The organism is Photobacterium sp. DA100 (assembly GCF_029223585.1).
Taxonomy (GTDB): domain Bacteria; phylum Pseudomonadota; class Gammaproteobacteria; order Enterobacterales; family Vibrionaceae; genus Photobacterium.
Genome location: NZ_CP119423.1, coordinates 1,691,011 through 1,706,464, shown reverse-complemented (window position 1 = coordinate 1,706,464; position 15,454 = coordinate 1,691,011). Strand labels below are relative to the sequence as shown.

At 48.6% G+C, this 15,454-nt stretch carries 12 protein-coding genes and 2 riboswitches; of the genes, 6 read left to right on the top strand and 6 right to left on the bottom strand.

Annotation, left to right across the window (positions count from 1 at the left end; translation table 11 throughout):
- Nucleotides 1-30 precede the first annotated feature (30 nt).
- Nucleotides 31-1,167, top strand: coding sequence for an efflux RND transporter periplasmic adaptor subunit (locus PTW35_RS08025; protein WP_281027232.1), 1,137 nt, complete (start codon nt 31-33; stop codon nt 1,165-1,167).
- A gap of 2 nt (nt 1,168-1,169) precedes the next feature.
- Nucleotides 1,170-4,268 carry an efflux RND transporter permease subunit gene (locus PTW35_RS08020; protein WP_281027463.1) on the top strand — a complete coding sequence of 1,033 codons (3,099 nt, stop codon included), beginning with the start codon at nt 1,170-1,172 and terminating at the stop codon, nt 4,266-4,268.
- A gap of 39 nt (nt 4,269-4,307) precedes the next feature.
- Here PTW35_RS08020 and PTW35_RS08015 read toward each other — a convergent pair whose 3' ends face one another.
- Together PTW35_RS08015 and PTW35_RS08010 are read right to left on the bottom strand one after the other, a co-directional pair.
- Nucleotides 4,308-5,336, bottom strand: coding sequence for a hypothetical protein (locus PTW35_RS08015; protein ID WP_281027231.1), 1,029 nt, complete (start codon nt 5,334-5,336; stop codon nt 4,308-4,310).
- Nucleotides 5,337-5,734: 398 nt separating this feature from the next.
- Entirely contained in the window at nt 5,735-6,442 is a 708-nt protein-coding gene (locus PTW35_RS08010; protein WP_039462120.1) for a DNA-binding response regulator, read from the bottom strand.
- A gap of 761 nt (nt 6,443-7,203) precedes the next feature.
- Nucleotides 7,204-7,341, top strand: a riboswitch (glycine riboswitch).
- Between the two features lie 24 nt (nt 7,342-7,365).
- Nucleotides 7,366-7,459: riboswitch (glycine riboswitch) on the top strand.
- Nucleotides 7,460-7,559: 100 nt separating this feature from the next.
- Between PTW35_RS08010 and PTW35_RS08005 the strand changes: the two genes are divergently transcribed.
- Nucleotides 7,560-8,933, top strand: a complete 1,374-nt coding sequence (locus PTW35_RS08005) for a sodium:alanine symporter family protein (protein ID WP_281027230.1) — start codon at nt 7,560-7,562, stop codon at nt 8,931-8,933.
- 70 nt (nt 8,934-9,003) lie between these two features.
- Here the strand turns inward: PTW35_RS08005 and PTW35_RS08000 are convergent, their stop codons facing one another.
- The 3 genes from PTW35_RS08000 to PTW35_RS07990 form a co-directional block, all read right to left on the bottom strand.
- A complete protein-coding gene (locus PTW35_RS08000) occupies nt 9,004-9,411 on the bottom strand; it encodes a nuclear transport factor 2 family protein (protein WP_281027229.1) in 408 nt (135 codons plus the stop codon).
- Between the two features lie 110 nt (nt 9,412-9,521).
- A complete protein-coding gene (locus PTW35_RS07995; protein WP_281027228.1) occupies nt 9,522-10,151 on the bottom strand; it encodes a hypothetical protein in 630 nt (209 codons plus the stop codon).
- 121 nt (nt 10,152-10,272) lie between these two features.
- A complete protein-coding gene (locus tag PTW35_RS07990; protein ID WP_281027227.1) occupies nt 10,273-10,935 on the bottom strand; it encodes an HAD hydrolase-like protein in 663 nt (220 codons plus the stop codon).
- A gap of 357 nt (nt 10,936-11,292) precedes the next feature.
- On the opposite strand from PTW35_RS07990, the gene PTW35_RS07985 reads away from it, so the two are divergent.
- Nucleotides 11,293-11,598 (top strand): high-potential iron-sulfur protein, encoded by a 306-nt coding sequence (locus tag PTW35_RS07985; RefSeq protein ID WP_281027226.1) that lies wholly within the window; start codon nt 11,293-11,295, stop codon nt 11,596-11,598.
- A 146-nt stretch (nt 11,599-11,744) separates the two neighbouring features.
- On the opposite strand, the gene yegD is transcribed toward PTW35_RS07985, so the two are convergent.
- Nucleotides 11,745-13,097 carry a molecular chaperone gene (gene yegD, locus PTW35_RS07980; RefSeq protein ID WP_281027225.1) on the bottom strand — a complete coding sequence of 451 codons (1,353 nt, stop codon included), beginning with the start codon at nt 13,095-13,097 and terminating at the stop codon, nt 11,745-11,747.
- A gap of 235 nt (nt 13,098-13,332) precedes the next feature.
- Here yegD and PTW35_RS07975 point away from each other — a divergent pair, with 235 nt between their 5' ends.
- Nucleotides 13,333-14,340, top strand: a complete 1,008-nt coding sequence (locus PTW35_RS07975) for a patatin family protein (protein WP_281027224.1) — start codon at nt 13,333-13,335, stop codon at nt 14,338-14,340.
- Nucleotides 14,341-14,349: 9 nt separating this feature from the next.
- A complete protein-coding gene (locus tag PTW35_RS07970; protein WP_281027223.1) occupies nt 14,350-15,360 on the top strand; it encodes an alpha/beta fold hydrolase in 1,011 nt (336 codons plus the stop codon).
- Nucleotides 15,361-15,454 lie beyond the last annotated feature (94 nt).

Below are 15,454 nucleotides of genomic sequence, written 5' to 3'. Positions count from 1 at the left end.
ATTGGATATCTCAACGTAAGGCAGGGCAAGATGAAAAGGATAACAATCGCCGGTATCGTGATCGGTTCCGCATTGCTGGGTGGATGCAATACCTCAACCTCGTCACCATCAGAGCGGCAGGAACACCCGCTGCTGAGTGTAGATACGCTAACGTTAACTCCGTCAGATCATTACAGCGTTGAACGGGAATACGTCGGCTTGGTCCAAGCTGGACAACAAGCTAATTTAGGCGTAGAGCTCGGCGGTAAAGTCGCACGAATTTTGGTCGATGTCGGAGATAGTGTTCAAGCGAGTGAGCCACTGCTTGTTCTCGATACCCAACTTTTGATCACCCAGGCTGATGAACTGCGCGCCCAACAGTCACAGATAACGGCGCAACTGGATTTGGTTGAAGCAAACTTAAAACGCCAGCAGTCACTCAAACAAAAAGGCTTCAGTGCCGATGCTGACATTGATACGCTCAGCAGTCAGCGCAAGGCACTACAAGCTAGCTTCAGACAACTCAGTGCTGCGCTTACAGCCAACCAGCTGAGGCAGGAAAAATCGACCGTCTATGCCCCTTACGATGGTATCGTCAGTGCCCGTCATGTATCGACGGGCGATGTTATCAATACCGGCGCCCCTACCCTTACCCTGCTAGCATCTACCAGCAAAGAAGCCCATATCGGTATACCTGCCAAGCAACTGGCCAAGTTAAACAACCATCACAACAACCATGACAGCTGGAAATTACAGATCGGCCCAGAGAGTTACCCCGTCACACTGTTGAATCCCGGTGCGCGTATCGATAGTGGTTCACGCACCGTCAAGCTCCGCTTTGCTTTGCCTGAGTCGGCCGAAGTCATCGATGGCCAATTGGCCTACCTGCAGTTTAGTGACGTTCACGAAAAGCCAGGGTATTGGATCCCGCTTTCGGCTATGACAGACGGCCTACGTGGTACTTGGAATGTCTTTGTCATGCTTGGTGAAGACAAACGACATGTGGTCGAACGCCGTTCCATCCAAGTGCTGCATGCCAACGACAGCTATGCCTATGTCACTGGCGCCCTGACAACGGGTGAGCGACTGATTGCGAATGGCCTCCACCGGCTTGTCCCTGGCCAGGCCGTGCAACCGGTAAAAAAGTTGCCGCTTCCTCTAAATACTCGCGATGAGGCCGCGCTATGAAGATGGAAGCCATAATCAGCAATACCCGCCTGTTGATATTAGCCATTGCACTCTTGGTGGTCGCTGGTTTCTCAGCCCTGACAACATTGCCCAGGGCAGAAGATCCGGTGATCCATAACCGCCATGCCAGTATCGTGACCCACTTACCCGGCGCAACCGCCGAGCGGGTTGAGGCACTCATCACCGAAAAAATTGAAACCGAGTTGCGTCAGCTAGAGGAAATCAAAGAACTGTCCTCTGTTTCAAGACCCGGTATCTCAGTTATCCGAATTGAGCTTAACGACGACATCACCGACTCCGATCCCGTTTGGTCCAGAGCCAGGGATAAGCTATCTGATGTTGTACCTTTGCTTCCGGCCAGCGCATCTGTACCGGAATTGGATAACGACCACGGCTATGCGTTCACCATGATCACCGCGTTGACCTGGCAAGACGAGAGCCAGCCCGATCTGCTGACCTTGCGCCGTTATGCCATTGAGCTTGGCAACCAAATGCGGATCATGAACGGGGTTGAGTTTGTGGATGTATATGGTTTACCTGATGAAGAAATCCAGGTGACCTTAGATCCCGCGGCGACCAGTGCCCTTGGCCGTTCCGCCATATCCTTGTCACAGGCTATCGATCAGGCCGATGCCAAAAACTCCGCCGGTGAGTTGGTCAATGGTCATACCCGCTTTGCGCTAGAGATCTCGGACTCGCTGGATACCCTCGACAGGGTCCGCCGTGTTCCTATCGCGATGGATGACAATGGCTTTTTTATTCGCGTGGAAGACATTGCCCAGGTTGAACGCAAGCCTGCCAGCCCGCCATCGGAAATCGGTGTGGTCAATGGCAAGACGGCGATTATTGTTGCCGCCCGGATGCAGCCCAAGTTGCGAGTTGACCAATGGACGGACCGAATGAACAGGCTGCTGGAGCAATACCGCCAGCAGATCCCGGCGAACATCGCCGTCGATGTCATCTTCGAGCAACAAAGCTATACCGAAGCCCGCCTTTCTGAGCTCAACAACAGCTTGCTGCTTGGCTTTTCCATCATCTTAGTGGTTCTGCTGCTGACACTAGGGCTCCGCTCTGCGGTTATTGTTGCGCTCTCATTGCCGCTTACCAGCCTGGTAACCCTCGCGATGATGAAATTCACTGGGCTGCCGATCAACCAGATGTCAGTGACAGGCCTTATCGTCGCACTCGGTATTATGGTCGATAATGCGATCGTCATGGTCGATACCATCCAGCACTACCGCCAACAAGGCAAAGCCAAACTTGACGCTGCTCTGGAGGCCATTCACCATCTTTGGATCCCGCTACTGGGCTCGACCTTGACCACGGTATTAGCCTTTGCACCGATTTTCCTGATGCCCGGCCCTGCCGGTGAGTTTGTCGGGGCTATCGCCATCACGGTCTGTTTTTCACTGATTGGCTCATACCTGATATCCCATACTCTGGTCGCCGGTTTTGCGTCACGCTTACTGCCTGCAATAAACCGGAATCCGCGCTGGTACCATAGCGGAATCGTGCTCCCGGCGCTCAGCCAGCGCTTTGAAGGATCCGTTCGCGTTGCTATCAAACACCCGTTGCTCACCGCCTGTTTGGTCTGCCTCCTTCCCCTCTCCGGCTTTTGGGCAGCGACAAAACTGACCGAGCAATTCTTCCCGCCATCCGACAGGGATATGTTTGAGATCCAACTGTTCTTGCCTCCGCAAGCCAGTATTTTTGCCACAGCGGAAGCGACCAAGCAGGTCGACCGCATCATGGCAGGCTATGACGGTATCGAGCAGGTTAGCTGGCTTGTCGGCGGCAACTTCCCCTCTTTCTACTACAATTTGGTCAGCCGCCAACAAGGCGCACCATACTTTGCCCAAGCCATGGTCAAAGTACGAAACTTTGAGTTGGCTAACACCTTGATCCCCACCCTTCAAGCCAAGTTTGACCGGGTTATGCCCAATGCCCAGATCTTGGTGAGAAAACTCGAGCAAGGTCCCCCGTTCAACGCGCCGCTGGAAGTCCGGCTATATGGCCCCAATCTCGATAGGCTCAAAGCAATTGGGGAAGACATTCGCCTGATCATGGCGAACACGCCCAACGTTACGCATACCCGAGAAACATTGCAGCCCGGCACCCCGAAGGTATGGCTGAATGTGAACGAGGAGGCCAGCCAGCTGAGCGGGTTAAGCCTTAAGGGTTTTGCCGAACTGCTCCAGGCCACGTTCACCGGCCGCTTGAGCGGGAGCATTATCGAGGCAACCGAATCGGTCCCCGTGCGCGTAAGGATCAGCGATGACGGTCGTGAGGATATGAGCCAGTTGAGCAGCCTACCACTACCAATCAAAGCGGGCAGCAACGTCGTCGGGCTACCCGTTTTTGCCCTCGCCGATCTCTCGCTCACTCCGAGTCGAGGGGCGATACCCCGCCGCAACGGCCAGCGAGTCAATGTCATCGAAGGCTATATCCGCGCTGGAGTGCTGCCGCAAACAGCACTGGCGCCTTTTCAAGCAGCGATGGAAGAGTACCGCTCGAGCATGCCAAGTGGCTACAGCATCGAGTTTGGCGGCGAATCCGCAGAGCGCAATGAGTCGGTTGGGAATTTAATGGCCAATTTGACTATGGTGATCACCCTTTTAGTAATGGTTGTTGTCCTCTCGTTCAACTCATTTAGGTTGAGTTTGGTCATTTTCTTTGTCGGTATGCTCTCGGCCGGTCTGGGCTTACTTTCGGTTGCCGTCTTTGGCTACCCGTTCGGCTTCACCGTGATCATCGGCTTGCTTGGCCTTGTCGGATTGGCGATCAACGCTGCCATTGTGATCCTTGCGGAGCTCAAGAGCTGCCCGGAAGCCAGCAAAGGCAACCTGGAGGCCATTGTGGCGGCAGTGATGAGCTGTACCCGGCATATTACCTCTACCACCATCACAACCATCGGTGGCTTCATGCCGTTGATTCTCGCAGGCGGTGGATTCTGGCCCCCGTTCGCAGTGGCTATCGCCGGCGGTACCCTGCTGACAACTCTCGTTTCCTTTTACTTTGTGCCTGCCGCATTTAAGATGGCGGTCAAGTACAGACCTTTAGCGGTAAGCAATATGACATTGCGCACCGCTAAGATGGGTTGATTATGGGTATATAGCTGGTCCGCGAGAGGTTATATCTTGCTACTGGCAGTACTGCTGCAGAGCACTGAAAGAATTAGAAAAGTTCTTATTGGGAAAGTACTCGTTGTTAATCAACAAACTTTTGCTCTTCGCCCAGTTATGGGCGAACGAGCCATTGCCGTAAGGGATATCATAGATTTCAAAATGCCGCTCATCTCGGCTATAAATCAAATTAGCCGCCATTCTGCCCGAGCGCAGCAAAGTGTTCTTGTAATACTGGAAATCGCCGTCGCAGCTTTTGATCACATATGATCCTTTTTCACTGCGCACACTAATATAGTAGTTCGGCGTATTCTCGAACTTACTCACCTGCCAGATACCAACATCACCGCTGAGTTTGATGCGTGGCACAATTACTTCTCTATCTAGCGCGACACCTTCTGGAGACACAACATGCTCAGTATTTGAGCTCTGGGTCTGGGTCGTATCGTGGTGCAGCAATCTCATTGTTGGCTTGCTGACTCTCTGCGGCTCGGGGTTGAGACTGTCCCAGGCACTCATCAAAGGTTCTTTACCCGGCCCTATCGCAACCCATACCAACACAATAGGTATGGCAAGCATTGCCAAACGCCCCCAGTAGCGGCTCCTGCCAATGGCTTTGATCTGACCGGCAACGACCGGCGTCAATCTTTGCGAAGCCGCAACCAGTTGACCGGGTATTTCGGATTTCACAACAGCTGTTTTTGTGCTTTTCTTCTCGCGGCGAAGAACATCTATCTGGGATTGCAAGCGGCGGTTTTCACGCCTCAGTGCCTGCATATCTTCATCCTGTATCTGTTTCTGTTTCGCTTCGGCGTCTGTCGGCACTTTCTCTTGTTGTTGCGCGTTCTGCTTCTCTAATGCTGCTTTGAGCTTTTTCTCCAGCAGCTCATTGCGACGGTGCAAGTCTTGGTTTTGATCTTCAAGCTGCTGACACTTCGTTTTCCATACAGCGGCCTGGTCATTGGGTTTGAGGTAAACCACGTGAACGGCTTCTTCGTGCCCGTGCCCTGACAGGATCTTCTCATACGCCAGCCCAACCAGTTGCATAATAGATTTGGATCCCCCTTTATCGGGGTGGCACCGGCTTGAGAGCAACTTGTATCGCCGCTTCACATCTGCCAAAGGGGTATTCTTTTTTACTCCAAGAATATCGAAATACGTTGTCATTCCATTCTTACCGCAAACATATTTTTTGAACTAACATCCCAGTTTCATTATATGCAGATAAACACATATCTTACTAAAGGCATTTTGTCTTTATTTGTCATGGGTCATACCAAATAACGATAAATGTTATCGGTGCATAAAAGCAGGGAATGTTATCGGCTTTGAAATGACAAAATTGAGGGCTTGCACTCAATAACACCAAAAACACCCCATTTACCCAAGCGGCAAATAGTCACATGGGTATATGGGGTGCTCTTCAGGCAATCCTAGTGTCAAACTCAAGTATGAAGGTTATGCTTGCGCATTCTGAACTCGCCCGGCGAGCAGCCCATGTGCTTCTTGAACACGCGGGAGAAATAAGAGACATCTTTAAAGCCTGCCGAATGGGCAATTTGCGAAATCTTCTCCCTATCCGAACTCAATAACCCACAGGCCAGATCCAATCGCTTCTTGATAATATATTGCTTTAAGGTTACCCCCATCACATTGTGAAAAAGGCGCGAGAAATAAGTCGGAGAGTAATGGCAAGCATTGGCAAGATCCTCCTCCCGTAGCGGGGAGCTTATGTTCTCGTCAATGATCTTCAAAGCCGGTCGTATGGATAGCTCGCGCTGCTCAAACCCTTGAACCGGCTCGGCCACCACATTATGTGTATGAAGTCTGCTAAAGCAGGCGTCTATTTCCTGTTTAGTGGCATTAGCCGCAATCACATCCTCCCCGCCCGCACGAAGAACATTTAATGCGAGATCGGCATCAAGGCTATGGTAAACCACAACGACTTTAGTTTGCGGAAAGCGGCTCTTAACCGACTGCAGCAATTCAAAACCGTTTGACGTTGAGTCTACGACCTCAAGGAAAATCAGCTCCTGACCTGTCATGGTTGACAACAGCTCAAAAGGTGAGACGTCAACTACATCATGTGACATCTTGAGGTTTTCTTTCGCTTCTGCCACTTTATCGAAGTGACTACAACTAACCCATATCACAACTTCACCTTAATCTATCAAGAAAATTACAAGCGTTTTGTCTTCATGGACACTCCTTGTCATAAATCGTCGTCAATCTTTTTATAGTTTTATGACCGTCAAAAAAGTCACGTGACATTGATAAGTAACGTCTATAAACCCAAAAAATTCCAGAAGGCAAATTTGTTGCAAGATTAAAGCTGTTTTCTCAAAATATTCTGCTATTGCGAACACTTCAATAAGTTATAACGCATATACGCCTTTAAAATCTTGGGGTTTATATCGGAAGTGAATTTAAATGTATTTTTTATTCAAAAATAATCTAATAATTTTATCCGTACCGCACTTTATTAAATTTGATTTTTGCCCTTTTTCGCCAGCCACACCACAAAATTATTGCGTTTGAGCTCATAAGCAAGAAAAAGACCATATAAACACACTTGCACTGAACGCATTATCACCACAGGCAATTTCCATCACAAATCTATAAATTGAATCGCCTTAACTTTATGGTCTCTTATCCGGCTCTCCAGCCCATCAGCCCGCCATAATTTGGCGAACTAGCCTTTTATAAGCCAACGCCCGGTCATCAATACCAGTTGCTTGACATTATCTTCAGCGGGCTCGGTAGTGCCACCGATAGCGACGGTTATTAAGCCAAAAAAAATGGGAAAGCAGACATATTTGTCTAGCACGTCAACTCATCCTCTTAAAATTTGTTGAATTTTTTGAAGACAATCGCATTTTTATCTATTAGTATGTCTCGGCAAATTTGAGTTCCGATGAAGACAGCAGGAGAGTGGCAAGTACTGGTTATTAAGCTAGTTACGAGCCCGCCGAAGAAGTAAGCTAGCTATCCCGTTTGCAGCCACTGCAAACAATGGCAAGTAAATCTTTCAGGCACCTTACTCAGTTGAACACTGAGCAGGGTATGGACTGTTGTTGGAGGAGCCTCTGGAGAGATCCGTTAAATCGGACGCCGAAGGAGCAAACCTGGTATCAGGTGAAACTCTCAGGCAAAAGGACAGAGGAGATAAGATCAACAGCACAGAAAGTAACACCAACATTCTGAAACACCACGCAACGGTATAACTGTTGTTCTTTATCTCTTCCTTTGATGTTTAAAGGTAAAGAGAAAATGAACCCACTTTATAACTTCTTACAAACTATCGACAACCTTGTTTGGGGCCCACCACTACTACTTTTGCTGGTAGGTACAGGTATTTATCTGACAGTCCGTCTCGGCCTGATCCAAATCCGCTACCTCCCCCTCGCTTTGGGCTACCTCTTTAAGGGAAATAAAAACAGCAAAGCAGACGGTGACGTCTCAAGCTTTGCCGCTTTGTGTACCGCACTTTCCGCGACCATCGGTACGGGTAACATTGTTGGTGTTGCTACCGCCATCAAACTGGGTGGCCCAGGTGCCCTGTTCTGGATGTGGCTAGCGGCACTGTTTGGCATGGCGACCAAGTATGCAGAATGCCTATTGGCGGTAAAGTACCGTGAGGTTGATGCCAACGGCCAAATGCTTGGCGGTCCTATGTATTACATCGAAAAAGGTACAGGTCAGAAATGGCTGGCTCGCCTCTTCGCGGTCTTCGCGCTGGGAGTTGCCTGCTTTGGTATTGGTACGTTCCCTCAAGCCAATGCGATTGTCGATGCGGCCTACCTGTCGTTTGAGATCCCGCGCGAAATCACCGTGGTGGTACTGACCATTCTGGTTGCTGTCGTTACGCTTGGCGGTGTGCAGTCTATTGCCAAAGTCGCCAGCAAAGTTGTTCCTTTCATGGCACTGTTCTACATCCTGGCTTGTGTCATTGTTCTTGGTTCGCAATACAGCGCTGTCCCTGAGGCGATTCAGCTTGTGATTCAATCAGCCTTTACCGGTCACGCCGCCACTGGTGGTTTCGTCGGTGCCGGTATTATGCTAGCTATCCAATCAGGTATCGCCCGTGGTGTATTCTCCAACGAATCAGGCCTTGGTAGTGCACCAATGGCCGCCGCTGCAGCAAAAACTGACTCGTGTGTTGAGCAAGGTCTGATCTCCATGACAGGTACTTTCTTCGATACCATTATCATCTGTACCATGACCGGTCTTACCTTGGTCGTAACCGGTGCCTGGCAGAGTGACTATGCCGGTGCGGCGATGACCAGCTACGCCTTTGCCAGCGGTTTGGACTCAAGCTTCATTGGTCCAATGATGGTAACGATTGGCCTGATGTTCTTTGCCTTCACAACCATTCTGGGCTGGAACTACTATGGTGAGCGTTGTATTACCTATTTGTTCGGCGTCAAAGCTATTCTGCCTTACAAGATTTTCTTCTTGGTCTTGATTGCGGCAGGCGCCTTCATGAAGCTTGATATGATTTGGCTGATTGCCGACATCGTGAATGGTTTGATGGCGATTCCAAACCTGATTGGATTGATCTTGCTACGTGATGTGATTGTGACGGAGACGCGTGAGTTCTTCCAAAAACTGACCCCGCCACCAGCAAACCTTCAAACAGCCTAATCGTCTTATCTGCCCTTCGCAGGTAACCAGCAAGTAAACACCCCGTGATACATAGCTACGCGGGGTGTTTTCATTCCAGTCGCCGGGTCAACTGCTGGTATAAATCAAAGCTACTGTCTTCCAGCCGGCAGTCGATAATTTTATCATCCTTGTGTTTGAAAAAAGCCATACCTGTCATCATGACTTTTTGCTTTTTTGCCGGTATTTTCGCCCACCCGCCACAATACAATGCATGGCACTGATAAATAACCACGGTTTTGTTGTCATCTCTGACGGTATCAACAATTCGAAAGGTCACATCCTTGAACCGTTGTCCCCATAGCGTAATAAAATTAAGGTATTCATTATGGCTAAGCAGATAACTTTTACCACCAGGTACGTGAAAATGAAAAGGATCAGAAGCTAATACCTGTAACCTTGAACTATCAGCCTTAGACCAGACTTCATTAAACCACTGCAGAACCCATTTCTCATCCATATGATATTACTCCAAGCCCGTTATTATAATTATACCCAAGCCACTCCAAGTTGCTTGGGTATAACATAGAACTTGTAGAGGGTTCTATCTAATCATCAGCTGTAGAACAATTAGATGAATCTTGACTGGTTATTCAATACCCAGATTTTAGCCCGCTCATCTTGCGCCGAAGCGGATAGCTGCTTAGCTATTTTCCGCCAGTGAACCCTATCAACTTGATTAAGATGCGAAATATTATCGTCGCTAAGATCTAAGGCTGTTTCTATTGCCAACTGTTCATATTGTTGCTGATCGGCAATTTGCCAGGCCTCAATCAACAATCCGGTAGCTTCTTCTCTCTGCTGCGTCTGCGAATACAGTCGCGCTTTCTCTCTTAAAAAATATGCTCTTGCTCTCGGCTCGGCATCATCCAAATATACTTCGGCTTGTCCTAAATAATACCTGGCTTGCTCAAAATCTTTACGCACCACAAAAGTACGGCTGATTTGACTGAGTAGTTCACTCAAGAAAGTTTTATCGGCACTGCTTGCGGCCATGTTCAACATGGAGAAATAGGTTGCGGCGGTTAGCTCTGGGTTATCATCATTCCAAAGCGCCATATAATCGGGGAAATTGAAATCGGCAAATTGATGGCAATACGGAACGTCTTCTTGTGCGGCATAGACCATTATGGGAGAAGAGAGTAAAAACACACAGATTAAAGAGGTAAACCAAATACTCATTGGGCGTAAATTTAGCATAGCAATTCGAATGCAAATAAAAGATGATAACTGCTTACACTATATGCGGAAATTCCCGCACTACGCCCAATAAAGTCAAGGTTCTGGAAGGATCCTCACATCCGGTAAGATACGTGACTCCCTATGCCGACAACGCTAATTGTGAAAAAGCAGCCTGGTAATGAGCCAGATTCGGAATATGAGTATGATTCCCTGACCCGCTCCCCACTTCTACATAGTCGTAGCCCAATTCTTGTGAGGCATGCTTGCTGCGATCACCATGAGCAAAAACAATACGACGTTCAAAAACAACCCCAGAATCTTGCTTGGCGCGAAAAGCCGCCAGCGCCATAATTTCAGTGCGGCTTAGTGCATCAGATGAAGAAGCAAAGGTCACATTGCCAATATCTATCCCTGCTGCACGCAATTTCAATTTCGCCGCCGATGCCCAACTGCTGGTAGCAATCGCAATATGAGTATCCCGCAACTCTTTCACCTGCATCAGAAACTCTTTTGCTCCCATCACCTCACTCACAGTCTCAGGGCGCTCATTTATTGCTTGCCGAACCAAAGCCAAGTAACGATTCTCCACTTTACGATGAATAATCGAACGGCTCTCGGTAATACCGTGTTTAGCGATAAGCTCATCCAACACCCCTGCATCGGTCAGATTGGCATATAGGGAAAGGTCTGTATCCATCTCAATACCCAGCACCTCATTGACCGCTCTAGCATAGCAATCCAGCTCTAGGTTGTGTGAATCTACCAGCGCCCCATCAATATCTAATAAAAACAAATTTGCCATTTTTTATCCTTATGACTCGCTGTACTCGACGCAAGATAATGCGCTTGTAAAAAATATGTTGCAAGCCAATTGTTTACCTAATCTGTAAAATCTTGTTTCAGATCAAGCCTTATTTGTCAGTATGTTAGTGTGAAAATTGCGAGCTCACCCCTTGACCGTACATTTATCAACCAACAGCCGAAGAACACCCAGCCAAAACATAAAAGCAAAGTGCAGGCACAAAGTGTAACAAACAAGACAATCTTGTCACATTTTAATCCACCACCGGCTTGAATTCCGTATTACCCTTGTAGAGTAAGACAAATAACAAAAACGATTATCGTTAACTTTGTGAGCAATAAGAAAGGTCGTAATGAAATGAAAAACACAACGAATAGAAGGAATTTCCTCAAACTTGGGCTGGCCAGTGTTATTGGTATTACTGTTGGTAAAGAGTTACTGGTTAAGCCAGCACACGCCTCTGAATTGCCCCATTTAACCGAGGATGATCCCCAAGCCAAGGCTCTCCAATATGTTCACCAAGCTGCAGACAGTGACAAGCATTGTGGCAACTGTGCCTTGATTCAAGGTGATGATGGAGACGAATGGCGTCCGTGTGCGATTTTCCCCGGTAAAGCAGTGAATGCCAATGGCTGGTGTAGTGCTTGGGTGAAGAAGCCTTAGCCCCCCACCTTATTTACCTACCCGGTCTTTTAGGGTCATACTGAAAAAGCCTGCTATCAATGTAACCCATCAATTGGAATACAGATAGTCAGGCTTTTTTAAAGCACAATTAAACAACTCTAAAAAACTAATTAATTCGCCAACAACTAGTCAAAAGTCTGCTGCGCCCAGCGTGCAAGCCCCGCGGTGACCGAGCCAAAGTAGCTGCCGCTGACCACCGGCGTCGATGGCAGTTGCTGCTCAATACACGCACGTAAAATTGGGGAGCGGGCTGTACCACCGGTCATATACACAACATCGGGTTTGATACCGCTTTGCTCAATGGCGTCTGTTACCAACTGGCTAATGTGCACCCTTGGTGCCTCAATGGCCTGAGCCAGTTGCTCTTGGCTTACTTCCACTTCAAGCAAATCAGATAGTTGAGATAAAGCCAACCGATGTGTCTGGGCATCTGACAAAGCAATCTTGCACTCCTCAGCCTTGCGCACAAGCTGATAGCCCAGTGTCTCCTGGTAGACTCTAAGAAGATACTTCAACTTCTCGGGCTCAGCAGCATCACGCTGCAATTGCTTCAATACCGCAAGATTAGACGAACCGTAGAAATCCGTTTGCGCCACAACATTGTTGATGGCGATCGGGTTCCAGAATTGGCCTATTGGCATATCAATCCCTTTCTGGGTTTTGGTGCCCAAGCCTAACTGAGGCATGATTTGGCGAAAAGCCAAATAGATATCGAGGTCATTTCCGCCAACGCGCAGCCCGGTGTGGGCCAAAAGACTTTCGGTTCGATCCGTCTTACCCGCCCAGCTCGGTCCCATCTGGATCATTGAGCAATCGGTCGTACCGCCACCAATATCGACCACCAATACGGTTTTGTCTTCTGTTAGTGTACTTTCATACTCAAGCCCTGCAGCCACAGGCTCGAACTGAAATTCTATGTGTTGGAACCCTGCCCTCTTGGCCGCCTGGCGCAATATTGACTCTGCCTGCTGATTGGCTTTTTCACCGCCAGTGCCCTGAAAGTTAACCGGACGGCCAATCATTGTGCTGGTGATCGCCTTATCAAGCTGAGCTTCTGCTTTGTGCTTGATATTGCTCATCATGGCGCAAACCAGATCTTCAAAAAAACGAATTTGCACATCACGCAGACCATTCGCCCCTAGAAAGGACTTGGGTGATTTGACGTAATACACCTCTTCAGGATCATCGAGATACAGATCGAGTGCAGCCTGACCAAATAATAGATCGCCTTTTTCGACAATAATGTCTTCTTCGCGGTTAAATGCAATGGCACGACGCAAGACTTGTTCGCCCAACTCATCGCCGGGCTGTACGCCCATATGACGGTACAAATACTCGCTTACTGCCTCTCGAGTCGGTGCACAAAGTGTCGAAGGAATAAAACTGCTCTCGCCTTCCAGAGCAAGCATACGCGGCTGGCCCTGCTCCATCACTGCTACCGAGCAATTGGCCGTTCCATAATCAAAACCAATAAACATGCTATCCTCCGCACCAAGAAAAGCCGGCCATCATACTGAAATTCGCCATTTGTTCAATCAAGAGTTTATGACAATGCATGCTCAGTAGGATTAAATCCAGTCTCGGCCCCATCTCTTCCCCTCTTGCATGTTAATTTTTAATTAACCATTAGCTTAAAACTTTCAAATATTCAGAATGAAAGTACACAAGTATGCTTGGCCTACCTTTCACAATAACATCAAGATAGGCAAGCCAATGACGGGAATACATATTTCATGTGCAGTGAACAATGTGGATGCACTTTCTCATCTCCCCAAATATTGCGACAAAATTGCACTCGTCACCGAAGGAGGGGGCCAGCGAGGTATTTTTACAGCTGGGGTATTGGATGCTTTCTTGGACGCCGATTATAATCCATTCTCATTGCTGGTAGGTACTTCGGCTGGCTCTCTCAATATCGCATCCTTTATTTGCGGGCATACCAAGCACGCATATCGTGTCATCACTGAAGCCACCACTACCCATGACTTTTTTGACTTACCCCGCTTTTTGCTCGGCAAGGAAGGATTGAATCTCGATTGGCTATTGGAACAAACCCAAACCCGATTGCCACTCGACTGGCAGCAGGGCCATAAGAACATGCGCTGGCGAACTGTTCTCGCCTGCGCATGCCATGCCGACAATCACCGTGCCTCCTTTTTTGACCTCAGAACTGATGACTGGCAAGCCGCCTTGAAAGCGTCGTGTGCCATTCCCGTCCTGCGTCGACAACCGATTCTCAATCACCAGCAGTACTGGGTCGATGGCGGTGTAGGTGCGCCAATTCCAGTACAAGAGGCTTACGACAGAGGTTACCGACACATCGTGGTCATCCGAACGGTGCCGATAAGCGTCAACTTCGATCATTGCTGGATGTCGATGCTCAGTAAAGCGTTAGGAAAAACCAAAGCAGCAGAGCTAATCAGTTTGTTTCTTGAACATGAAGAGAACTACCGCCAAACCCAGGCCTTTTTAAACAACCCACCAGATGACGCAACAATTTATGAAATCCATCCTAATAAAGAGCTGTCTTCAAAACTCCTCGGCAGCCGTCTTGATTCGCTCAAACAAGATTACCAATTAGGTTACCAATCGGGTCGATATTTTATGGCGACACTTGGCCGCGAATTCTCAGTACCGGGCCATCCTCCTAAACCCCACTCGTCCGATAGCGATAAAAAACCTGCCAATGACGAAGTGTGCGCCCAGAAAATGTATGCCTAGGATGGCCCGATGAAACCAAGATATTCAGCAGATTTTGTTACCAAAGAAGCAGTGTTTACTGAACTCATGCACCATGATATTCACCAGATGTGGCAACAACGTAAAAAGCATGTCTTTTCAGGGATCGGGGGGATTCCTATCCACGGTATTAGCCTTTGCGAATCAGGCACGACATTCTTGCCCCATGAGCGTTACTGTGTGGTGATAGTCAATGGCAGAAATGAAAGTGTCTGGAAATACCAAGAAGTTATTTTTGAATATGTTACCCGCGGTTTTGACGTATACGCCTATGACCATCGCGGGCAGGGGGCTTCAGGCCGCTTAGCCGCTGATCCTGAGGTAGGCCACGTCGACAGCTTTGACGATTACGTAGCTGATCTTGAGACATTCATCGAAAACATTGTCCAGCCGTCCCGCTATTCCCGCTGCTTTCTTCTCGCACATTCCATGGGCGGTGCCATTTCAACCTTGTATCTTGAGCAGCACCCTGATGTATTCAATGCAGCGGTACTCAATGCCCCTATGTTTGGTATCCACATGTCCGGCGCGCTGCGCTTGGTTGCACCGGCAGTGGCGAAGATCTTTGACCTTTACCAATCAGTACCGACATACGCCCTAGGGCAGAAGGCGTACCATGAACTACCGTTTGAACAGAACGATCAATGCCAGAGCCAATTGCGTTACGTCTGGGCCAAGCACTTGTATCAGACTCACCCAGAGTTGAGGGTCGGAGGCCCAAGCGCCAGGTGGGTATGGCAAGCAATACGTGCAGCGAAACATTGTATTCAAGACGCAGGCAAACTCCAGACACCGTTGCTGTTGCTTCAAGCTGAGAATGACACCATTGTCGATAACCGGGCACAGCTCCTGTTTGATGATCATACCGACCGATGCCAACTGAAAGTTATCGAATCGGCCCGTCATGAGCTGCTGATGGAAAAAGATGAACTGCGCGATCAGGTATTCAGTGAAACCATGAAGTTCTTCGAACAATTTTTCGAAGAAAAATGTGCCTGGTAAGTCATACAAAGGTGTCAATGTGCGCGTTAAGCAGGCAGCTATCTCAGGCAAATTGCTCGAAGCATCTAATTGGTTAACGCTTTCGAGCGATTGC